The sequence below is a fragment of the Mangrovimonas sp. DI 80 genome (assembly GCF_001975575.1).
Taxonomy (GTDB): domain Bacteria; phylum Bacteroidota; class Bacteroidia; order Flavobacteriales; family Flavobacteriaceae; genus Mangrovimonas_A; species Mangrovimonas_A xylaniphaga.
Genome location: NZ_MSDT01000001.1, coordinates 126,676 through 148,375, shown reverse-complemented (window position 1 = coordinate 148,375; position 21,700 = coordinate 126,676). Strand labels below are relative to the sequence as shown.

The 21,700-nt window shown below is 41.1% G+C and carries 16 protein-coding genes; 9 read left to right on the top strand and 7 right to left on the bottom strand.

Going from position 1 to position 21,700, the window contains the following annotated elements; genetic code table 11:
* Positions 1–6: 6 nt before the first annotated feature.
* The 7 genes from BKM32_RS00640 to BKM32_RS00610 all read right to left on the bottom strand — a co-directional run bounded on the left by BKM32_RS00640 (position 7) and on the right by BKM32_RS00610 (position 7,352).
* On the bottom strand, positions 7–1,110 hold the full coding sequence (locus BKM32_RS00640; protein ID WP_123812035.1) for a DUF6544 family protein: 1,104 nt from the start codon (positions 1,108–1,110) through the stop codon (positions 7–9).
* Positions 1,107–2,729, bottom strand: coding sequence for a hypothetical protein (locus BKM32_RS00635; RefSeq protein WP_076662077.1), 1,623 nt, complete (start codon positions 2,727–2,729; stop codon positions 1,107–1,109). Before BKM32_RS00635 ends, BKM32_RS00640 begins: the two co-directional genes overlap by 4 nt.
* A gap of 35 nt (positions 2,730–2,764) precedes the next feature.
* Complete coding sequence (locus BKM32_RS00630; RefSeq protein WP_076662075.1) at positions 2,765–3,901, bottom strand: DUF4932 domain-containing protein; 1,137 nt, start codon at positions 3,899–3,901, stop codon at positions 2,765–2,767.
* Positions 3,902–3,961: 60 nt separating this feature from the next.
* Positions 3,962–5,125 (bottom strand): acetylxylan esterase, encoded by a 1,164-nt coding sequence (locus tag BKM32_RS00625; RefSeq protein WP_076662073.1) that lies wholly within the window; start codon positions 5,123–5,125, stop codon positions 3,962–3,964.
* Between the two features lie 166 nt (positions 5,126–5,291).
* Positions 5,292–5,918, bottom strand: a complete 627-nt coding sequence (locus tag BKM32_RS00620) for a DUF47 domain-containing protein (protein ID WP_076662071.1) — start codon at positions 5,916–5,918, stop codon at positions 5,292–5,294.
* Between the two features lie 4 nt (positions 5,919–5,922).
* Positions 5,923–6,939, bottom strand: coding sequence for an inorganic phosphate transporter (locus BKM32_RS00615; protein WP_076662069.1), 1,017 nt, complete (start codon positions 6,937–6,939; stop codon positions 5,923–5,925).
* A gap of 32 nt (positions 6,940–6,971) precedes the next feature.
* Complete coding sequence (locus BKM32_RS00610) at positions 6,972–7,352, bottom strand: STAS/SEC14 domain-containing protein (RefSeq protein ID WP_076662067.1); 381 nt, start codon at positions 7,350–7,352, stop codon at positions 6,972–6,974.
* A 447-nt stretch (positions 7,353–7,799) separates the two neighbouring features.
* Here BKM32_RS00610 and BKM32_RS00605 point away from each other — a divergent pair, with 447 nt between their 5' ends.
* From BKM32_RS00605 to BKM32_RS00565, 9 genes are all read left to right on the top strand, one after another.
* Positions 7,800–8,381 (top strand): RNA polymerase sigma factor, encoded by a 582-nt coding sequence (locus BKM32_RS00605; protein WP_076662065.1) that lies wholly within the window; start codon positions 7,800–7,802, stop codon positions 8,379–8,381.
* Between the two features lie 134 nt (positions 8,382–8,515).
* Positions 8,516–9,580 carry a FecR family protein gene (locus BKM32_RS00600; RefSeq protein WP_076662063.1) on the top strand — a complete coding sequence of 355 codons (1,065 nt, stop codon included), beginning with the start codon at positions 8,516–8,518 and terminating at the stop codon, positions 9,578–9,580.
* Between the two features lie 168 nt (positions 9,581–9,748).
* Positions 9,749–13,102, top strand: a complete 3,354-nt coding sequence (locus BKM32_RS00595; protein WP_083702045.1) for a TonB-dependent receptor — start codon at positions 9,749–9,751, stop codon at positions 13,100–13,102.
* A 10-nt stretch (positions 13,103–13,112) separates the two neighbouring features.
* On the top strand, positions 13,113–14,699 hold the full coding sequence (locus tag BKM32_RS00590) for a RagB/SusD family nutrient uptake outer membrane protein (RefSeq protein WP_076662116.1): 1,587 nt from the start codon (positions 13,113–13,115) through the stop codon (positions 14,697–14,699).
* A gap of 30 nt (positions 14,700–14,729) precedes the next feature.
* Positions 14,730–15,896: an esterase gene (locus BKM32_RS00585; protein WP_053975486.1), complete on the top strand. Its 1,167-nt coding sequence runs from the start codon at positions 14,730–14,732 to the stop codon at positions 15,894–15,896.
* An 8-nt stretch (positions 15,897–15,904) separates the two neighbouring features.
* Positions 15,905–16,759, top strand: a complete 855-nt coding sequence (locus BKM32_RS00580) for an esterase family protein (RefSeq protein WP_076662059.1) — start codon at positions 15,905–15,907, stop codon at positions 16,757–16,759.
* 112 nt (positions 16,760–16,871) lie between these two features.
* Complete coding sequence (locus tag BKM32_RS00575) at positions 16,872–19,292, top strand: glycoside hydrolase family 3 protein (RefSeq protein WP_076662057.1); 2,421 nt, start codon at positions 16,872–16,874, stop codon at positions 19,290–19,292.
* 87 nt (positions 19,293–19,379) lie between these two features.
* Positions 19,380–20,417, top strand: coding sequence for an alpha/beta hydrolase family protein (locus tag BKM32_RS00570; protein WP_076662055.1), 1,038 nt, complete (start codon positions 19,380–19,382; stop codon positions 20,415–20,417).
* Positions 20,418–20,420: 3 nt separating this feature from the next.
* Positions 20,421–21,698, top strand: coding sequence for a CitMHS family transporter (locus BKM32_RS00565; protein ID WP_076662053.1), 1,278 nt, complete (start codon positions 20,421–20,423; stop codon positions 21,696–21,698).
* Positions 21,699–21,700: the final 2 nt, after the last annotated feature.

Genomic DNA, 21,700 nt, shown 5'->3' with positions numbered 1-21,700 from the left:
AAATACTTAGTCTTTTAGTTCCGTGACATTATAGGTGACGCTTTTATAGCCTAATTCCCCATAGGTAAAATCGCCCTCGGGCTTGTGGTATATCATGCTTCCTTGGCTTGGCAGCAAATAGCCATTTATCAATTTATAGTCCTTTACAGGGGTAGACCAAGGATAGTTACGATAAGTGTTGCCATCTGTTTCGTAGCGGTCATTACTAATAAAATTTGCCAGTTCGTGGTTCTTATTGAAGTATAATTTGGCACTTATGGTGATGTTGCCGTTGGTAAAGGTTCCTTTGGCTACGGTATCGTTGATGGCTTCCCAACGTATCCTTTTATCAATAAGGGTTGCAGGAGCAATCACACACATGTCGTTAAATAGAGTAACGGTTTCCCCTTGGTTCATTTGTGTGCCTTTGGCATCCACCAAAGTGATCCAGTTGAGCAACTTTACTTGAAATGTGGCAGTTTCATTTTGGTACAAATGCAGGGCAGTGGCCGGTAAGCCCATTTTAGTGGCGGTAATATAAAAATATCGGGATGGGTTTTCATAGAAATTGTACTGCACAGACTGGACTTTCATGCCTTTGTCGTTTGGTTTGGAATGCAGCACGCCCACAAACTCGGCCCTGAAGTTTTTTACTTTTTCCTGCCCAACAGATTTGGTGTATCGCAAATAGTCTTGCACAGGAGCGGGGAGATGTGCGATGTCTTTTTCAGTCAAGATATCGGTTGGAAAGGTGTTGTTCTCTAAAAGGTCATGTTGCACCCTGGAAGTGAATTCACGTTTTAGCAAAAAGGATCCCAAACTCACAAAAACCACCATTAGGATGAGGACATTTGGGATGCTGCCAAACTTAACATCTTTCCAAAAGTAGACAATCAACCCTTGGGAAAGGAGTACGGCCAACATTCCAAAAAGCCAATGGTACTTGGCATGTGTGAGATACAGTATGCTGTAAATGCCGAGCAGAACCGCTGCCAGCAGCCATACCATGCCTGTAGGTTTTGAAATGGGCAACCTGAGTTCTTTTAATTCGGCCAAGCCAAAGGCTTTGGCAAATCCAAACAAATGGATGGCCGCGTGGAGTAGCATGAAGATGACAAAGGCAATTCTCATAAGGTATCTCTTTTGTTCTCTTTAGTAATCCTCTGGATAAACCGAGGGATTTGCAGAATGTCGAATCCAATAATATGCAACTCCGAAGTTTGTTCCAGAAGTTGGTTGAGGTCTTCATATGGGACCTTTTCACGGTAAATAAGTGGCTTTTGGATATGGTAGGAGCTGTATTCGTTTGTAATGTCTGCCATCGATTTCCAGTTGCCTGTGGAAAGGCTTGTGGTTTCCGTCCATGAAATGATGTTGGGCACAAGTTCTGTGATGTCCAAAACCTTGGTATTGGTTGGATAATACACTGCGGAAACATGGTCATAGAGCTTTTTTAAATCGGGTTGACTGGTATAAATCCGCCAAGAGTTGATGTCTGGGATGTTTGAAATGGCACTGAGGTCGTTTTCGGCCAAAGTGTCCACCGTCAGGGGTTCCAAAGCTTTGGCATTTGCTTCCGCAGCACCCCAATACCGTTTTTGCCGCGCATAGGAAAGGGCGCCTATTCTTTTCAGGATCATGTTGTTCATGCCATCTACCGTGGCGTGCTTTGAGTTGGGATAGTAACTAAAGGCACCTTCATCAGCCACATAGTATTTGTCGAAGCTCACCTTGATGAAGTTGGCAATGATGTCTTTTGCAGCTTTTCGGTCTTCAGCAGAGGCATCTTTCCATAAACAGGCCAGGAGCATTTTAATCCCTTTGGCCTGCTTCAAATTCCATTCGTGTACCCATTCCAATTCATCATCCGCCGGCATGGGCACTTTCAGGCCTTCAAGGGTAGCCCCAAACAGTTTGTCACCATATCGCAGGGGAAATTCCTCGTAGATATCCTCGCCATTGGTGTCGCGAAATTTCTTTACAATGGAATAGCTGTTGTTGATATCAAATTTCAATAATTCCTTGGTTTTTGTGTGTTTTGGACCCCATAAGCCGGTTTCTGCATCCTGAAAATTGTACATCCATTGTAAAATGGTTTGTTTCCATTCGGGAGTAAAGTGGTACAGGCCGTTTCTTTCAATAACATTATTGGGCTCTACATTGCTGAAGATGTCCCGAGCAAAGTGAAACGAGGTTTGGGGGAATTTGGCTCCCAATCGGTTCATATAGGAAATGTCGTTGAGGTAAGCTTCCAGTTTTTGGGGCGTGTTGATGTTATCGAGAAAGGAGAGGGGATATTTCAGCTGTAACGGTTTGCTTGTGGAATCTTGCAAGGCTTCCAGATGCATTACCATATTTTCGGTGTTGGAAAAGTAGGTGCAAAACGGCGCGGAACTGTCCATAAAGGCTCCAGTTTCTGGATTTTGAAGGTTGAGATAAAAGTCAATTTCGTCCTGCTTGTTCTTAAAGTTGGGTATTTTTATAAGGTTCTCTTTATTGCTCAAGAAGGCATGGTATTTTGAAACGCCTTGAAGGGCTTCCAAATAATGGCCCTTGCCAATCAAATAGCCAAAACCAACCATATGAAACTCAAATTCGCCCATATAATAGCCCTCTTCCTGTAAATGTTTATTCATTTTGAAGAGTTCCTTGACCTGCGACTTGACTCTTAATGACACAAAGATGCCTGCAATGATTGTGACTAAAAGCAGGCTTAGAAGGCCCCATGAAGCATATTTTTTCAGTTTCATTTTAAGTTGATTTGGTTGGTGGTTACATAGTAGTTCTAAGTTTTATTGGATAGCATTTCCATTGTTTTTTGGACTGTTTCTTCAAATGTTTTATAGTTGCCCTGATCGAATTTTTTTAATTCAGAAATGATTTCAGGAAGGTATTCGAAGGCGCGGTATTCGGTATAGTCGGTCAGCAGTTTTTTGGCATGGGCCTTGTTTCCCATTTTTTCAGAAATAACCACTTCGCCTGCTCTAACAAAATGTTCGTAAACACAGACTTTCCATGAGTTGTACCCCTGTGTTTCCATTTGGGGTTTTATAGGAATAAAGAGGTGTTCCGTTTGCTTGAACATGCTATCTGGCAATTGCGCCACGACTGGATTTACAAAGGAATGGCCAAATTCATGGACACTTAGCTCTTGCAGTTTCTCCTTATTGGCAAAACCCATTTGGAGGTTGGAGGTATCGCTTAGATCCTGAACATCGGTGGCTCCAAAAACATTAAATACCGTGGTTTGGTTGTTATCGGTAATTCTTATTCCAAAGCCCATTCCTTTTGGGGTTGTTAAACTTGGGATTAGGGCATAGCTGTCAAATTTCTTCTGGTAAAAGGATTCCATGGTGTTAATGAAATTCCCTTCGGGCAAACTGTTTTCTATTTCTTGAAGGGCCCTATCATAGTAAACTTTTGAATTGCTTATATAGGCCTCGAAATTGATTTCTTCTGAAAATGCATTTAAGCCATCCAAGAAAATTTCGACATTCTTTTTAGCTTCTTCAAGGTCTTTGGTTTTTGAAAAATTGATATAAAAACTTTCCTTGATTTCAGGAGTAAGTTTGGCGTTAGGAACCTCCTCGGTTTGGAGCAACAGGGCATTTATATAATCCAGCCATAAATGGTCGGCCACAGAGAAACTTTTGGCCAGGTTTTCACTAGAGGCAAAAGCCTGATATTCTTGGTAGATTTTATAACCATATCGATGCCATTCCTTTTTGGGCATTGTTTTGCCATCCACTTCAATGGTTTTATTTTCAATATCGACCCCTTCAAACCCTATAAAATAGGCCAGACCTATCAATTCTATATTCTTGTGGAAGCTTAGCTCCAGCTTTTCAGTTTTTAAGGGTTGGGGTCTAAGTGATGTAAATGCGAATAAACTAAGGCCCGCAATAAAAAAGAGGTGTTTCATTATTGGTGTTTTGGTTGTGTAATGGTTTGTTGCCAAATGTGTAGGGGTTTGAAAAGTTTATTATTTAAGGTCCACATCAAGATATTTCATCACCGCTTTGTTGCCGTGTAATAAGTTTTTTGGTTTGGAACTGTTCTTATCAAACACTTTCAAGTCTTCTTCATGTAATATGGTCACAAAGTCTTCTTGGTAACCTTCATTGCTGAGAACCTCACTATTATCCAGTTTTAGGTAATGTGAGAAAAAATTGTACATCGCAGTTCGTTTGGAAAAACCGTAATCGTGTTTTTCCAAGGGTAAATGCACATTTGCTACTTTAGACGCTTCACCGTACATAGCATATACTTTTTGAATATATGGATATTCCACTTGTGGTGTGTTGCGCGTCCAATCATCCCCGTCTGATACCAATAACATCGGTCTTGGGGCACATAGGGCGGCAATTTCCACATTGTTGGTTTGGTGGTCGTGACTTTTATGAATGGGCATGCCACTTTCGCAAACGCAGCCGCCAAAAAAGTGTGCTGATACCTGAACCACGGGAACCGAGGCCTTGATGCGATCATCAATGGCCGTTAAAATAAAGGTTTGTGTGCCTCCACCAGAGCCCCCCGTTATTCCTATACGCTCGGGGTCTACATCTGGGCGAGACACTAAATAGTCGAGGACCCTTTTACTGTTCCAGGTCTGAAGGAGCATGGCTATAGGGATGTCATGCTTTACTTGGGTGCATTCGCCATAGCCTACCATGTCATAGGCAAAAACTACGGCCCCCATTCGTGCCAATACTGCGCAGCGATTTTGCACATATTCTGTAAAGCGCTTGTTTTTTAAATGGCCGTGAGGACTTAAAATGGCGGCATGTGTTTCGCTGTTATTTGCGGGTCTGTAGAGGTTTCCCGTGATATAAAAGCCAGGGAAACTTTCAATGGCAATATTCTCTACAATATACCCGTCCATTGCTTTCGTCCCTTTAATAATGGTATTAAAGTTTCCTGAGATATTCGGCATATTTTCAAGCTGTAGGCCTTCAATGATCCCTCTTCTAATTCTATTGGCCCTTGCTTCCCAAGAGGGTAAATCATCCCATTCCGAAGCAAAGGTTTTCATCATCAATGCGGCTTCGTCTTCCGTCCAATAGTTGCCTTTGCAGAGTAGTGTTTCTTGTCCCCAAATGGGTTTGTTACAGAAAATAGTGAGTACTATGCATATGAATAGTTTCATAGTGTGGTGCGGGGGTTGGTGTTTTGGGAAGGTTTGTTTAACGGCATGGTTTGGAAGTTGTTACCTTAAAGATAATGAAAGAGATGTAAATTTTAACGCTTGTGGTTGATTTTCAGTAAGAAGGAGTTAAAATAAGTTGAGCGACGCTTTGGGAAGCGTGTTGTTTTTAGTTGATTTTAAAAATAATGTCCTCCAAAAGGTTGGCGCAAATGTGGATACGTTTGCTAATTTCCTTTAATTGGGAGAGTATTTCCTTGTGCATGAGCACATGTGGCATGTCTTGTTCCTTAAACAATAATGCTAAGGCATTGGCATAGGCTTTTATGAGGTCATTGCCCAAATGGATGATTTGATCTATGTTTTTTAGGACGTCTTCATACTGTTTGGCTTCTAGTTTTTTGAAACCTTCGGTAAGCTGTTCCATTTGCTGTTGCAGTAAGTCGAAGAGCTTGCTGTACTCAATTAAATTATAGATTTGATAGGTGTCTATTTCCACCATTAAATGTTTAACACTTAAAGTGACCCAATACAATTGGTTGTGTTCCCTGCTGATGGCTTCTTTGTCAATGGGCGTGATAAAGGTGGCATTCAGCTCTTTTAGATTTGCTGAATAACTTTTTTTTGCCCCGGCAATCAATCCGAGTAAGGCGTCCTGGTTTTTGGGAGTATTCCCTACATAAAAATTCCCCAAAGCTTCTATGATATATTGTGTTTGTAGGCTTTGTTGTACCAGCGCATTGAAGAAGTTTATTTCTTTGGGTAAAATCCAGCTTTTTAGTTTTTGTAATATCATGGGTTTAAAAAATTCGTGTGATTAGGAAACAATAGAGGAGTCCCAAAAGGAATGATATTGGGATGTTTAACAGCCACCCCTTTAGGATGGAACCGGCCACCATCCAACGCACGTGCTTTGGACGTTCGGCAGCACCCACACCCATTAGGGAAGTAGTTACTACTTGGGTAGTGGAGGTTGGGGCCCCAATCAAGGAGGAGCCAAGTATTACGGTGGCGGCGCTTATTTGGTCGGTAATGGAATGGATCAATTTCACCTTATAAATATCAAACCCCACCGTTTTTATAATGCTCCAGCCCCCAAAAAGGGTGCCTAAAGTGATGGAACTGGCACAAAGCAGAATCACCCAAAGAGGGACTGTAAATTCCGAATACATGTTATTGGCCAATAACAACATGCCAATAACCCCCATACCTTTCTGGCTGTCGTTTGTTCCGTGACTGAATGCGAGCCAGCTTACCGTGATATATTGGGTAAACAGAAATAGCTTTTTAGATTTTGAAGAAAAACGCTTCAAGATTGAAAGGAAGAGCTTCATCATCAAAAAACCAACAATGAAGCCTGCCAAAGGCGAGAAGGCCAAGCCAATGAGAATTTTGGTAAACCCTTCCAATTGCCCATTTCCCAAAGCCGAGAATCCCCAATTGATATATTTGCTCCCTAGGGCAAAAATAGCCGCTCCTACAAGACCACTGGTAAGGGAGTTGGATGAGGAACTGGGTAGCCCGAATTTCCAGGTGATGAGGTTGTAAGATATGGCAGCCAAGATGGCAGCCAAAACCACGCTTTGAGCCAAATGGCTGCTGGTATCGCTAATATCGACAAACTCTCCAATGGTATTGGCCACGGCAAGACCACCCAACAATGGGCCTAAAAATGTAAACAGGCACACGATAAAAATAGCCCTTCCGGCAGACATGGTTCTTGAGGCAATTGCGGTTGCTACCATATCTGCCGCATCGTGGAAACCGTTGGTGAAATCGTAAACTATCACTAGCCCGATTCCTAAAACGAGCATCATATTGAAGTTCAAAACCTTGGTGAATGATTGTTTTAGTTGTCTATAAAAGCAAAGGCCTCATCCAATTGCGACACGTCAAAATAGCGTTCCAATCTTCCCTTGCTGGCTCTTTGGAAAAACAGATTGTCAATAGGCACCAATGCTTTTATTATTTTGGAATGCGCCACGATGGCAAGATGCCCCAATTGTTTGTAATGCCTCAATGCCCAAATAGAGTCTTCCATAAACGCTTTAACGCTGCTATGGCTTAATTTTAATTCGTCAAGTTTTACCAATACATTCACTTGCTCAAAACCTTCGTCAAGTTTCTTCTGAAACCACTTTTGGCAAAGTTGTTCATCGGTTTCTGAAAATCCACCAATGACTTCTATGGCCAATTGGTTGTCCTGAAATGTTTTTAACTGTTCAATCATAAACTGTTTATTTTAAGTTATAAATGACTTTTGTGTAGGTTAAAGTATCTATGGTCACTTATATTTTACGTGTATTGTATGAAAGGGCAATATCGCGTAATGTTGTAGTGTAATGGCGATAAGAATGTGACTTCTAAGGTACTAAAAATCTGGCAGAATGCTGTTGGTTTCGGTAAATCCTTTTTGGGAGCCATTCAACGTTTTGTCTATTATGTTTAAGATGAAATTTTGACCTCCAAATGACCTCATTTGCATTAAATTGATCAAAATTTTGTTGAGTAACAAGGCTAGTGTGAGGGAAATTATTCTCTTGGGCTTTCAGGTCATTGTAAATGTGGGGGTTGTTGATTATTTAATTTTTGCCTATTTTTTTTGTAAAATTCATTTTTTAGAGCGAAGTTTATTGACGCTAAGCTAATTTTTTCTTTACACTAACTAAAGCGCCCATTGACTACAGATTGTTCTGACAAATCACTTTGGAGCCAATTAAAGGAAGGTTCTACCCTTGCTCTAGGTACCTTATACGATAGGTACGTAGACGAGCTGTATATGTATGGGTGTAAAATAACTTCTAAAGAAAGTATTGTTAAGGATAGCATCCATGATTTGTTTTTGGACCTTTATAAGTACCGGCAAAACCTCTCTGAAACCGATAATGTCAAATTCTACCTTTTAAGGGCACTCAAGAATAAAATCCTAAAGAATCCCGAGTTCAAAAAATCCCAAACCCAAGAAGTCTTTACCCTTAATAAGGATTATGGCACTGCCAAAGAACAGTCTATTGAGGAGTTGGTAATTTTGGATGAAATTACCCAAGAGAATTCTTCCAAATTAATGCAGGCCCTAAACTTACTTCCCAAAAGACAAAAGCAAGGGGTGATTCTTAAGTTTATTCAAAATAAGGATTACGAAGAGATTGCAGATATTATGAATGTGAATGTGGAAACTTCAAGAACCATCATTTACAGAGGCCTAAAATCCCTGAGAAAGGCCTTTTTGCTATTTTGCTTGATATTGATGATTTCGTAATACGAAAACATTGTAACTTCCTAATTATGTAATTTTTAATACTCTTTTTTAAAAATTCCTAAATTTTTTGTCTATAAAATGTATATGTCTGACTTTATATAATAAAGACCTAGAGTTTTTTTATATAAACTATCATGACAGAATTCCATAAAAAATCAACTACAGACTCACTTTCGGAGGACGAAAAATACCTGCTTAAAAAGCGCATTTTTAAGTCGGTTCACCAATATAAACGAAGACGTCTTTTAGGCAAAGTATCTATTGCGGCTTCTTTGGTGATTGGTTTGGGCATTGGAGCCAAAGCTGTGTTCTTTTCAACAGATAAGCAGGTAGGAACCTACACCGAATTGGCCAATAGTTTGGAGGTAGATTCCATTTCGGAGGTAAGCTTGGTACTTCAGGAGCGCACTATTTCGGTAGCCGAGGACGATCAGGTAATTTCCTATAGTAAAGAATCCAACAAAATTTCTATTGGAAACGATAAAAGTGTAGATAAGGATTTGGCTTCGGTAATGAACACCTTAGTGGTACCTTATGGAAGACGCACCGAATTGCAATTGTCTGACGGGACTAAAATTTGGGTGAATTCAGGATCTAAATTGATTTATCCTTCAGAATTCAAAGAAGATAAAAGAACGGTTTACTTGGAAGGGGAAGCTGCCTTTGATGTGGCCCATGACAAGGAACATCCATTTATTGTACTTACCCAAGGTCAAGAAATTGAAGTATTGGGAACTGTTTTTAACGTGAGCAGTTATGCCGATGAACCTTCGGTGAATACCGCGCTTCAAAGTGGAAAGGTTAAAATTAGCTACCACAAACCAGGCTTGCTTACAAAAACAGAGTCTGTGACCTTGTTGCCCGGCAATGTGGCTTCCTACAGCAGACATAAAAAGTCTATAGTGACCAAGGCAGATGAAAATATCAACAAATACTTTTTGTGGAGAGACGGCTTGATTGTCTTTAAAAATGACAACCTGGGCTATATCCTAAACAGACTATCCAAATACTACAATGTAGAGATCCAGATAGAGGATGAGCAGCTTAAAAACCAAAAATTCTCAGGATATCTGGATTTAAAGGACAGTGTAGGGCAGGTGTTGGAATTGATCAAGCAGTCTACAGAGTTTGAATTTGAAAACCGTAACGGAACATCCATTTATGTATATACCACTAAAACAGAGTCGCCTATGAAATAGTACCCTATAAAAAAAAACCGAAAGATGCGCCAACATCTTCCGGTACACTTTAATATCACTTAGTCAGTAATACTAATTAACTAATACAACAAAATTATGAATAAAATTCATTTTGCTCCACTATTGCGGGGAGAAATACTGATATTCAGAAAATACGTCATTATTTTTATGAAGATATTTTTGCTAACACTGGTTTTTGGGCTTACAAGCGCCTTTGCCAATACCACTTTCGCTCAGAAAATAGATATTAACAAAACCAATGTACCCATTGAGGAATTGTTCAATGATATTCAGAAAAAGAGCGAGTATGTCTTTTTTTACAATGACGAAATTCTGCAACGCAACTATAAAATTTCAGTTCAGCTCACAGGAGCTTCCATAGAAGAAATCCTAAATATCGCCTTCGGGAAGTATCCTTTAGAGTATAGTATTAACGAACGTCAGGTAGTCGTTAAGGAAAAAGCACCTGAAGCCGTTATAGAACAAACTGCTACAAAAACAAAAGCTGTTCAAAAAATTACCATTTCAGGAACCGTAACCGATAAATCTGGAATGCCACTGCTTGGGGCCAATATTATTGAAAAAGGCACCAGCAACGGTACGTCTACCGATTTTGATGGAAATTTCACTCTTGATGTGAATCCTGGTGCTACGTTACATATTTCTTATGTAGGGTTTGTGCCTCAGGAAATTGCGGTTGGCAACCAAACTGTTTTCAATATTGCTTTGGAAGAGGATGCTGCCGCTTTGGAAGAAGTGGTAGTAGTAGGATATGGGGTGCAACGTAAAAGTGATCTTACAGGTGCGGTAGCCCAAGTAAAATCGGAAGATTTGGAAAACAGAACGGTCATCAACACCCAACAGGCACTTCAAGGTAAAGCTGCAGGGGTGCAAGTTGTACAGACTTCTGGAGCACCGGGTGCCACGGCTTCTATTAGAATTCGTGGATATAGTTCCAACTCAGGTTCCGATCCTTTATTTGTGGTGGACGGATTAAGAACCCAAGATATTGGGGCCATCGATCCTAACAATATTGAAAGTATCGAAATCTTGAAAGATGCCGCTTCGGCAGCTATTTATGGAGCTCAGGCGGGTAATGGGGTTGTACTTATTACCACCAAAAAAGGAAAGTCTGGTATCGGGAAAATGGATTATAGTTTTCAATATGCCGTTAATGAGCTGAGCAATGTTCCGGATGTAATGAATGCAGAGCAGTACATTAATTATATGACGGAAGGAAATATTATTCAAGCCAGTGAACTTGATAATTTATATGATGGAGTTACTGATACCGATTGGGTAGACGTGGCTTTTGAAACTTCTTTGATGCAAAAACACAACTTGGGCTTCCAAAACGGAAATGACAAAGGCTCTTATTATTTAGCGTTGTCTTATTTGGATCAAGATGGTATTGTAAAAGGGGACAGTGATGTGTATACCCGTGTCACTGGAATGATCAATGGGGATTATAAAATCAACGATTGGTTAAGAGTAGGAACCACCAATACCATTGAAAAATGGGAAAGTAAATTTGTTTCTGAAAACTCTGAGTACGGAAGTCTTTTGGCAGCGGTAATGACCATGGATCCATTAACACCTAATCTGTATGCACCAGACGAAATTCCTGCCTTTATGCAAAATTTGCTGGACAATGGAAAAGTACTGCTTACCAATAAAAATGGGGATTACTATGGAATTTCTCAAATTTTTGAGTCGGAGCAGGTGCACCCAGGAATCATGAGGGATAATTCGAAGAACAAGAATGATGGAGGGAACATTTTAGGAACAATGTTTGCCGATATTATGCCGTTTAAAGGATTTACCTTCACTTCCAAACTTGGGTACCGAGGAGGCTTTACAAATAACTATTCCTTTGGGGATATTTATTATGCCAATGCCGTGACCTACAGGGATAAAATCAATTTGAGCAGAACCACTTCCAACAATATCTATTACCAGTGGGAGAACTTTATGAACTATATGTTCAATATAAAGGATCACAATTTCACAGCAATGTTAGGTACCTCATACCAGCACAATGAGATTACTTCGGTAAATGGTGGTGCCGATGAAATTACCCGTAACGATCCTGCCTATTGGGATTTGGATTTTATAACGGATTCTGCAACCCGTACCGTGGGTGGTAACAGTTTTTATACCCGCCAAATGTCTTATTTTGGAAGGTTGAGTTATAACTATTTGGAGAAATATCTGTTTCAAGCTTCTGTAAGACGTGATGCTAGTGATACGTCTTTCTTGCCAGAGAGCAACCGTTGGGGAACTTTCCCATCCTTCTCTGCGGGATATGTGATCACCAAGGAAGAATTTTTTCCAGAGATCAAACATTTGGACTTCTTTAAAATTAGAGCCAGCTGGGGGCAAAACGGTAGTACCGGTCCTTTAGGAAATTTTGCCTACCGTGCCGCTATTGGGTCTTCGTCCAGTTATCCATTCTCAAATGCCTTGATTTATCAAGTAGCGTCTTCGCCTTCAACTTTGAACAATGAGGACTTGACTTGGGAGACTTCAGAGCAGTTGGATATTGGTTTCGATATTCGTGCTTTCAATAGCAGATTGACCATTTCTTATGATTATTTTCAAAAGAAAACCGAAGACCTTTTGGTGGCCATTACACCGCCGTATGAAACTGGGGTAGGGTCTACCGTGGTGAATGCCGGTAATGTAAACAATGATGGTATCGAGATTGAAGTGGGATGGAACGACCGTATAGGAGAAGATTTTTCATATGGTATTCGTGGGAACCTTGCCACTTTGAATAACAAGGTAACCTATTTGGATCCTAGTATTTCAAGAATTTCAGGAGCGTCTTACCATACCAACCAGGGGATTACCGCTTTTGAGGAAGGCTATCCAGTGTGGTATTTTAGAGGTTACGAGTTGGAGGATATCGATGATGCTACCGGAGATCCAATTTTTAGAGATCAGTTGACCATTGACACCGATGGCGATGGAAAGCCAGATACGGCCGATGGGATTATCAACGACGATGATAAAACCAACATAGGAAGCGCAATCCCAGATTTTACTTATGGTATTACATTGACGGCCAGTTTTAAAGGATTCGATTTCACTGCTTTTGGAGCAGGATCGGAAGGAAATGACATTTTCAATGCCTTAACACGTACCGACCGCCCAAGAGGAAACAAATTGACGACTTTTTACAATGACCGTTGGACACCAGATAATACAGACGCATCCAGACCTAGACCAAATGCCAATGGCGAGGATAAGTACTGGATTAGTGATGCCGCGATTTTTGATGGTTCTTACTTTAAGATCAAGCAAATTCAGTTGGGATATTCCTTGCCAAAGTCTTTGTTGGATAAAACCTTTATCAATAACTGTAGATTTTACGGCTCTTTGGAAGACTGGTTTGTGTTTACAAAATATCCGGGAATGGACCCAGAGGCCTCTGCAGGAGCTGTATCTAGTCTAGGAGTAGACAAAGGAGCCTATCCAATTTCAAGAAAGGCAGTATTGGGAGTCAACATAACTTTTTAAACCGATGATTATGAAAACTAAATATTTAAACACTTACAAACGCCTCTTTTTGGTGATGATAGCCGCAGCTTTTTTGGGTTGTGAGTCTAATTTGGATATTGAGCAACAAGGGGTGACCAGTTCGGAGAATTTTTACCAGTCCGATTCAGATGCTTTGGAAGCCATTGCGGCCGTTTACGAATCGTGGAGAGGGTCTTTGTACACACAGTATTTTTTGAAAAACCTCTTGTCTGACGATATCCATTGTGGGGGAGGAGCTAGAGGTGATAATTCACAGTTTGAGCAGCTCAATGAATATAATTTCACGCCTGCCAATACTTCAGTAAGTGATCTTTTTGCGACTTATTACAACGTAATCTATCTGTCTAATTTGGTGATTAACCGTCTTGGACCGGATACCGAAATTAGACAACGGGCCGTAGCAGAAGCGCATGCTATTAGAGGTGCCGTATATTTTGATTTAATTACCCTTTGGGGAGAGGTGCCTTATGTAATCAGTGAGCTTTCTCCTGAAGAGTACCAACAACCAAATGGATCTCTTACAGAGCTTTGGGCTTTGGTGGAAGACGATTTAACCTATGCCATAGATAGTGGTGCGTTACCAACTAAGGGAAGCGCGGAGGATATGGCAGAACCGGCAAGATTAACAGTGGAGGCGGCAAAATCTTTCTACGGAAAAGCATTGTTGTTTCAAGAGCGTTATGCCGAATCTGCTACTGTTTTAAAAGAAGTAATCAATTCTGGAAACTTTCAACTGTATCCAACTTTTGACGATGTGCTTCGCGAGGTTTCAGATTTTTCTTCTGAATCAGTTTTCGAATATAATTCCTTAAATGATGCCGCCAATCCATGGACCCAGGGAAATTTGTTGTGGGGAATCATGCATGGATGGAGAAGTGATAAATTGAATCTGTTTGGCTATTTCGGAGGCTTGCACCCAATTTATCCTGCTGGTTGGGGTTTTGCAAATCCAACTGAGGAACTATACAGTGCTTTTGTGGAAATGGAAGGACCTCAAGGGGTGAGATTGCAAGGGACCATCAAAACGTATTATGAACTTTTAGGAATGTACATTGCGCTTAACGAAGGAAGTAGTGTGTATGGAAATGAGGGGTATTTTAATTGGAAGCACAGATATGTAGGTTATGAGGTTATTGAAACATCCTATGGCTTTACGACCACTGCAAATATTAGAGTGATGCGTTATGCCGAAGTGTTGTTAATGGCTTCAGAGGCGTGTTTACAATCAGGTGATACGGCGAGTGCGTTGCAATATATTAATGAGGTGAGATCTCGTGTTGAATTACCAGCCTTAGGTGCAGTGACCTTACAGGATATTAAAAAGGAAAAGCGCTTGGAATTGTGTTTTGAAGGTATACGCTACCAAGATTTGGTACGCTGGGGAGACACCGATGCACTTTCAGAAAGAGGCCATGAAATTCCAATCTTTAGTGGTTTGAACGCCGATGGGTCTTTTAATGTCACCTATCCCTACAGCAATCCAAACTACGGATTCCAGGCCAAGCACAATTTGTTGCCATTCCCAGAACACGAAATGAATGTTAACCAAAATATTAACCAGAATCCTGGGTGGTAAGCTCCCAAAATTCAAACTAAAACAATAACAATGAACAAACTATTTTTAGCACTGTTACTACTTTTTACAAGTATGTCAATATCGGCGCAGCAAGCCTTGTTTGGTGGTGCCGAAATCGTGTCGCCAGAAATCCATGACAACGGAACGGTTACTTTCAGGGTCAAGGCACCTGCAGCCAATGAAGTGAAGCTTGTGGGAGACTGGATGCCTATGGAAGGTTGGGTTAGAAAGCCGCAAGCCATGAATAAGGATGCCGAAGGTCTTTGGACGCTTACCACTGCTACCTTATCACCAGATTTATACAGTTACAATATTGTGGTAGACGGTGTCATGACTACCGATCCTAGTAATGTTTATATGATCCGCGATGTGAGTTCTGTGTTCAGTGTGTTTATCGTTGGAGGTGGTAAAGCCGATATGTATGAGGTGAATGAAGTGCCTCACGGTACAGTGGCCAGACGTTGGTACGATTCTCCTGGGAATAATATGAAGCGACGTTTAACGGTTTACACCCCGGCAGGCTATGAAACCAGCAAAAAAGACTATCCTGTATTCTACTTGTTGCACGGTATGGGAGGTGATGAAGAAGCTTGGATTGCTTTAGGAAGAACAGCCCAAATTATGGACAACCTTATTGCACAAGGAAAAGCAGAACCTATGATTGTGGTAATGCCTAATGGAAATGTGGCACAACAAGCAGCACCGGGAGAGTCTCCAAAAGGACTTTATAAGCCAACCATGCGTTTGGATCATACTATGGATGGTAAAATGGAAGAAACCTTTAAGGATATCATGACTTTTGTGGAAAGTAATTACCGCGTTAAAAAAGGTATGGACAATACGGCTATTGCAGGATTGTCAATGGGAGGGTTCCACTCTTTGCACATTTCTAGATCCTACCCAAAAACTTTTGGTTATGTAGGATTGTTTTCTGCGGCAGTAAAACCTATGGAAGGCACCACTTCAAAATTTTATGAGGATATGATGACTTCTATAAAAGCTCAAAACAAAAATGGTTATAAACTGTACTGGATTGGAATGGGAAAAACAGATTTCTTATACCAAGGAATGGTAGAATATCGCAAGGAATTGGATGCCATAAACATGAAGTATGAATATCACGAAAGTGAAGGAGGGCATACTTGGACCAACTGGAGAGACTATTTATGCGTTTTTGCCCCAAAACTTTTTAAATAGTCTTAGGAATGAAAAAAATATTTGGATTAGTTATATGTATTTTTCTTGCTCAACTCGGCCATGCACAGTGGCCGGGTATGGGTATAGTTGAGTACAAATCAATGCCCAGTAAAATCCTGAAAAAGGATAGGGAATATGCCATTTACTTGCCTAGGGATTACAAAACCAATACCGATAAAAAATACCCAGTGCTTTATTTGTTGCACGGAGGAGGAGGTAGCCATACCGATTGGCCTAAACAAGGGAGTTTGGAAGGTGTGGCTAACCAATTGATCACTTCAGATGCTGCGGCCGAAATGATCATTGTGTGCCCTGAAGCGGGAAAGGATTTTATGAATTACTTCAATAACCCCGATTGGAGGTATGAAGATTATTTCTTTGAAGAATTGATCCCTTATATCGAAAGCAATTACCGTGTGATTGCCGATAGGCAACATAGAGCCATTGCGGGATTGTCTATGGGAGGTGGTGGTTCTGCTGTATATGCGGTGCACCATCCAGAAAAATTCTCTTCGGTATATATTATGAGTGCTTACCTAAAGCGCCAAACAGAATTGTTTTGGATCGATTTTAATGAGCCTACCCAGAAGAAGATCCATCAGTTGGTAGAAGACAATAACCCGATGGATTATTTAAAAACTGTGGATGCGGCGAAGCTTGCGCAAATAAAAGAACTGAAGTGGTTTATCGATTGCGGGGATGACGATTTTACATTCGGTCCCAATATGGAATTTGTAACTGTTCTTAGGGAATTGCAAATACCGTATCAATTGCGCATTCGTGATGGCAACCACACTTGGGACTATTGGCACTCAGCCCTGTATTTGGCCCTGCCATACGTGTCTAACTTTTTCAGAAGTTAGAAAAGAGAATTTAAATAGGATAATCAAAACTAACATATCAATCATTGCTTTGATGCTTCAGTAATGAAGGTGTCATGGGATGAAATTGTCAAATAATTAAACTAAAAAACCAATGAAAACGAAATTGATACCATTGTTTTTCGGTGCCATGGCACTAATGGGATGTGGAGATAAAGAAACGCAGGAAGCACCCGCAAAACCTACCGTGGATGTAGATGCCATGATAGGCAAAATGAGCTTGGAGCAAAAGGCAAAACTTGTGGTGGGAACAGGAATGGATTTTCATATTCCAGACTCTATCTTAAGCAAAATGCCAAAACCTCCGGTAGATCCAGATACCGCTTATGCGGATATGGTAAAGCGAATTAGAACCTATTTGCCTGGCGCAGCGGGGAACACTTCTGAATATCCGGAAATAGGCATTACTACCCAAGTGTTGGCCGATGGACCTGCAGGTTTGCGCATTTCGCCAACAAGAAAGGATGATGATAATACCTATTACTGTACGGCATTCCCAATTGCCACCGTATTGGCATCTACCTGGGATACTGAATTAGTGAACGAAGTGGGTAAAACCATGGGGAAAGAAGTCTTGGAATATGGCGCCGATGTACTATTGGCTCCAGGGATGAACATTCAAAGAGATCCTTTATGTGGACGTAACTTCGAGTACTATTCCGAAGATCCTTTGGTAACTGGTAAAATGGCTGCAGCTATGGTGAACGGGATTCAGTCCAACGGTGTTGGGACTTCGGTAAAGCACTTTGCTGCCAATAACCAAGAAACCAATCGTATGTCTACCAATACGGTAGTAAGTGAGCGTGCTCTTCGTGAAATTTACTTGAAAGGCTTTGAAATTGCCGTTAAGGAGTCGCAACCTTGGACCGTGATGTCTGCCTACAATAAAATCAATGGGCAATATGTGTCTGAAAGCAAGGATTTGTTGACCAATATTTTAAGAGAAGATTGGGGCTTTGAAGGCTATGTAATGACCGATTGGGGTGGCGGAAGTGATATTGTTACCCAAATGGAAGCTGGTAATGATTTGATCATGCCAGGCCAAAAAGAGCAAATTGAAACTTTGATCAAAGCTGTTGAAGAGAACAAAATGGATGAGGCTATTTTGGATAAAAACATCAAGAGAATTTTGGAAATCATGGTGAAAACACCACGATTCAAGGGGTATGATGTGTCTGGAAAACCAAACTTGAAAAAACATGCAGAGGTAACTAGACAAGCAGCTACTGATGGGATGGTACTTTTGGAAAATAAAGACAATACTTTGCCTTTGACGGATGTTAAACAAGTGGCGGTTTTTGGTACCACATCTTACGATTTCATTTCAGGAGGTACCGGTAGTGGCGATGTAAATGAAGCCTATACCATATCACTTATTGACGGTTTGAAAAATGGAGGGTTCCAAATCAACGATGCGCTTCAAACTACCTACGAGGCCTACATTAAGGATGCTAGAGCTAAACAAGGAAAGCCAGACAATTGGTTAGCGGCCATTATGGGAGCTAAGGATCCAGTAGCTGAAATGCCTATCAAGGCTCAGGACGTTTCAAAAGCAGCTGAAAGTTCAGAAATCGCTTTGATTACTATTGGAAGAAATTCTGGTGAAGGTGGAGATCGTAAGCCTGAGGCTGGAGATTTCTACTTAACCAATACCGAAAAACAATTAATTGCAGAGGTTACCAAAACCTTCCATGCGGCGGGCAAAAAAGCCATCGTAGTATTGAATGTAGGTGGTGTGGTTGAAACCAAGAGCTGGGCACAGATTCCAGATGCAGTGTTGTGTGCATGGCAACCAGGACAGGAAGCTGGAAATTCGGTAGTGGACGTAATTTCTGGAAAAGTAAACCCTTCTGGGAAATTGGCAATCTCCTTCCCTATAAAATATGAAGATGCACCTTCTTCCAAGTCCTTCCCTGGATATTCTATTGAAGGAGAAACAGGAGACGAGGAAGATCTTTCAGGGTTTTCATTTATGAGAAGAGTGCCTTGGGAAACTGTTTATGAAGAAGATATCTATGTAGGATATCGTTATTATAACACCTTTGAGGTACCGGTAGCCTATGAGTTTGGTTACGGACTTTCCTATACCAATTTTGAGTATTCCAATATGGAAGTTGACAAACAAACATTTACCGATGAATTATTGGTGTCTGTAACGGTGAAGAATACGGGAACAGTAGCGGGAAGAGAAGTAGTGCAGCTGTACTTAAGCGCTCCTACTGTGATATTGGAAAAACCAGAGCAAGAGTTGGTAGCTTTTGGTAAAACTAAAATGTTGGCTCCAGGTGCTACTGAGACCCTTCATTTTGTATTAAGAACCAAAGATTTGGCGTCTTTTGATGTGGCACGTTCTAGTTGGATTGTTGAGGCAGGAGACTATGAGTTGAAAGTAGGTGCTTCTTCAACAAAAATCAATGGTACGGCCAAGTTCAATGTAGCTCAAGAAATTTTAGGGGATAAAGTGCATAAAGCATTAGTACCTCAGGCAGACTTTAAAAAACTAAGCAGAAACTAAGCTAACAAAGACGTTTTTTAGTGTTAACCAACTGGATAGAAGGGAGGGGCGGCGCTCCTCCTTTTTTATCCAATATTTTAAAGAATCATGAAAAGAATAGTACTCTTATTGGTAGTGTTGCTCACCAAGTTTTTGATCTGCAATGCACAATCTTCCATACCAAAAGGAACCGTTGAAATCGATTCAATTTACTCCAAACATCTGGAAAATGATTTTGGCGAGAATCCCAAACGCGCTATTGCCGTGTACTTGCCTCCGGACTACCACGAAACTAAACAGAAATATCCTGTTGTTTATTTTCTTCACGGATTTACAAACGACCATACCATTATGAATTATATGGAGGAGCTTTTGGATTATGCCATTGCTACCCAAAGAATACGGCCATTTATTTTGGTGACTTCCGATCAAAAAACAACCTATGGCGGCAGTTTTTACAGCAATTCGGGAGTGTTTGGTAATTGGGAAGATTTTACGGTTCAGGATTTGGTGGGACATATAGACAAAACGTACAGAACCCTTCCTAAAAAGGAAAGCAGGGGTATAACAGGCCACAGCATGGGAGGATATGGAGCTCTGTTGCTGGCCATGAAACATCCGGATGTGTTTAGTTCGTTATATGCCATTAGCCCAGGGGCTTTGGCTATCGTTCGGGAATATGGCCCCAATAGTGAGACTTTTAAAGAACTGTCTACAGCCAAAACTATGGAGGATTTGTGGAAAACCTATTTCGGTGCCGTGATGGTGGCTTTCGGTCGCTCTTGGTCGCCTAATCCAGACAAGGCCCCATTTTACTGTGATATGCCTTTTGAATATCAAGGAGATGAATTGATAGTGCATCAAGAAACCTTGCAAAAATGGTATGATAATATGCCCTTTTACATGATTGATACCTATTTGGGGAATTTACAGCAATTGGAAGCTATTAAATTGGATTGGGGACGAAATGCAGGCGACCGCTTTACGGTTCAATGTGAAATGTTTAGTCAGCGTTTGGAAAATGTGGGCATCACCCATTTTGCCGAAGAATATATAGGAACCCATGTAAGCGATATTTATACCAAACAAGGCCGAATTCCACAGCAGGTCTTACCGTTTTTTGATGAATATTTAAAATTTGAATAGCTTATGTTGGCCACCCTAGGACTCGTTTCAATACTACTTTTGCTTTATTTGGTAATGGCCAAAAAAGCCTCTCCGGTAGTGGCCTTGATAATCGTTCCTGTGGTTACAGGATTGATGGCGGGATTAGGTTTTGAGGCGGTAGACCTTATCACGGAAGGGATCAAATCCATAGCGCCAACTGGCGTCATGTTTATATTCGCCATTCTCTTTTTTGGCATCTTGACCGATGCGGGCACTTTTCGCCCTATCATTCAACGTTTATTGAAATTAGCAGGAAACGATCCTGCTCGGGTAGCCGTGGCTTCGGCACTTTTGGCAATGATTGTACATTTGGATGGCTCGGGTGCTGTAACTTTTTTGGTGACGGTTCCTGCGTTTTTACCCGTGTACGATCAACTGAAAATGAAACGTTCCACCTTAGCTTGTATTGTCGCTTTGGCTGCAGGTACCATGAACATTGTGCCTTGGGGCGGACCAACCATAAGGGCGGCAACGGCTTTGGATATTTCGGTAACCGAATTGTTTAATCCTATGTTGATCCCTGTATTGATAGGCTTGCTCAGTGTGTTATTGTTAGCCTATAGGTTGGGGAGCAAAGAGCGGTACGTGGATGTTTCGGAAGTTACTATTAATACAGATGAAACGACTTCAGATTTGGAACGCCCCAAATTGTTTTGGGTGAACATCCTATTGATTCTTTTGGCTGTAGGCACCTTGATTTCTGGAGTGGCACCTCCCCATGTTATTTTTATGATAGCCTTTGTACTGGCCTTAAGTATTAATTATCCAAGCATCAAAGAACAATCAGAACGGGTTAACGCCCATGCAAAAGCAGCCATGCTTATGGCGAGTATTTTATTTGCGGCAGGTTGCTTTACGGGAATATTGAAAGGTTCTGGAATGATCGAGGCTATGGCAGAGGCTGCTGTAACCTACATTCCCAATTGGGTGGGAGGTCATTTACCGGTGATAACGGGAGTATTGGCCATGCCAGCAAGTTTATTGTTCGATCCCGATTCCTTTTATTTTGGGGTCTTGCCACTTTTGTCGAGCACTTCAGCTCATTTTGGTGGGAACGCCATTGAAATTGGTCGTGCTGCCATAACGGGGCAAATGACTACAGGGTTTCCTGTGAGTCCTTTAACAGGAGCAACATTTTTGTTGATAGGATTGACAGGCGTGGATTTGGGAGAACACCAACGGAAAACCATTCCTTATGCCTTTGGTATAAGCCTAATTATTTTAATCATGTCATTATTGGTAGGAGCCATAACATTTTAACT

Excerpts from the sequence above, each read along its gene's own strand:
- BKM32_RS00640 (WP_123812035.1), bottom strand. The coding sequence starts at position 1,110 with ATGAGAATTGCCTTTGTCATCTTCATGCTACTCCACGCGGCCATCCAT.
- BKM32_RS00635 (WP_076662077.1), bottom strand. The coding sequence starts at position 2,729 with ATGAAACTGAAAAAATATGCTTCATGGGGCCTTCTAAGCCTGCTTTTA.
- BKM32_RS00630 (WP_076662075.1), bottom strand. The coding sequence starts at position 3,901 with ATGAAACACCTCTTTTTTATTGCGGGCCTTAGTTTATTCGCATTTACA.
- BKM32_RS00625 (WP_076662073.1), bottom strand. The coding sequence starts at position 5,125 with ATGAAACTATTCATATGCATAGTACTCACTATTTTCTGTAACAAACCC.
- BKM32_RS00620 (WP_076662071.1), bottom strand. The coding sequence starts at position 5,918 with ATGATATTACAAAAACTAAAAAGCTGGATTTTACCCAAAGAAATAAAC.
- BKM32_RS00615 (WP_076662069.1), bottom strand. The coding sequence starts at position 6,939 with ATGATGCTCGTTTTAGGAATCGGGCTAGTGATAGTTTACGATTTCACC.
- BKM32_RS00610 (WP_076662067.1), bottom strand. The coding sequence starts at position 7,352 with ATGATTGAACAGTTAAAAACATTTCAGGACAACCAATTGGCCATAGAA.
- BKM32_RS00600 (WP_076662063.1), top strand. The coding sequence starts at position 8,516 with ATGACAGAATTCCATAAAAAATCAACTACAGACTCACTTTCGGAGGAC.
- BKM32_RS00595 (WP_083702045.1), top strand. The coding sequence starts at position 9,749 with ATGAAGATATTTTTGCTAACACTGGTTTTTGGGCTTACAAGCGCCTTT.
- BKM32_RS00590 (WP_076662116.1), top strand. The coding sequence starts at position 13,113 with ATGAAAACTAAATATTTAAACACTTACAAACGCCTCTTTTTGGTGATG.
- BKM32_RS00585 (WP_053975486.1), top strand. The coding sequence starts at position 14,730 with ATGAACAAACTATTTTTAGCACTGTTACTACTTTTTACAAGTATGTCA.
- BKM32_RS00580 (WP_076662059.1), top strand. The coding sequence starts at position 15,905 with ATGAAAAAAATATTTGGATTAGTTATATGTATTTTTCTTGCTCAACTC.
- BKM32_RS00575 (WP_076662057.1), top strand. The coding sequence starts at position 16,872 with ATGAAAACGAAATTGATACCATTGTTTTTCGGTGCCATGGCACTAATG.
- BKM32_RS00570 (WP_076662055.1), top strand. The coding sequence starts at position 19,380 with ATGAAAAGAATAGTACTCTTATTGGTAGTGTTGCTCACCAAGTTTTTG.
- BKM32_RS00565 (WP_076662053.1), top strand. The coding sequence starts at position 20,421 with ATGTTGGCCACCCTAGGACTCGTTTCAATACTACTTTTGCTTTATTTG.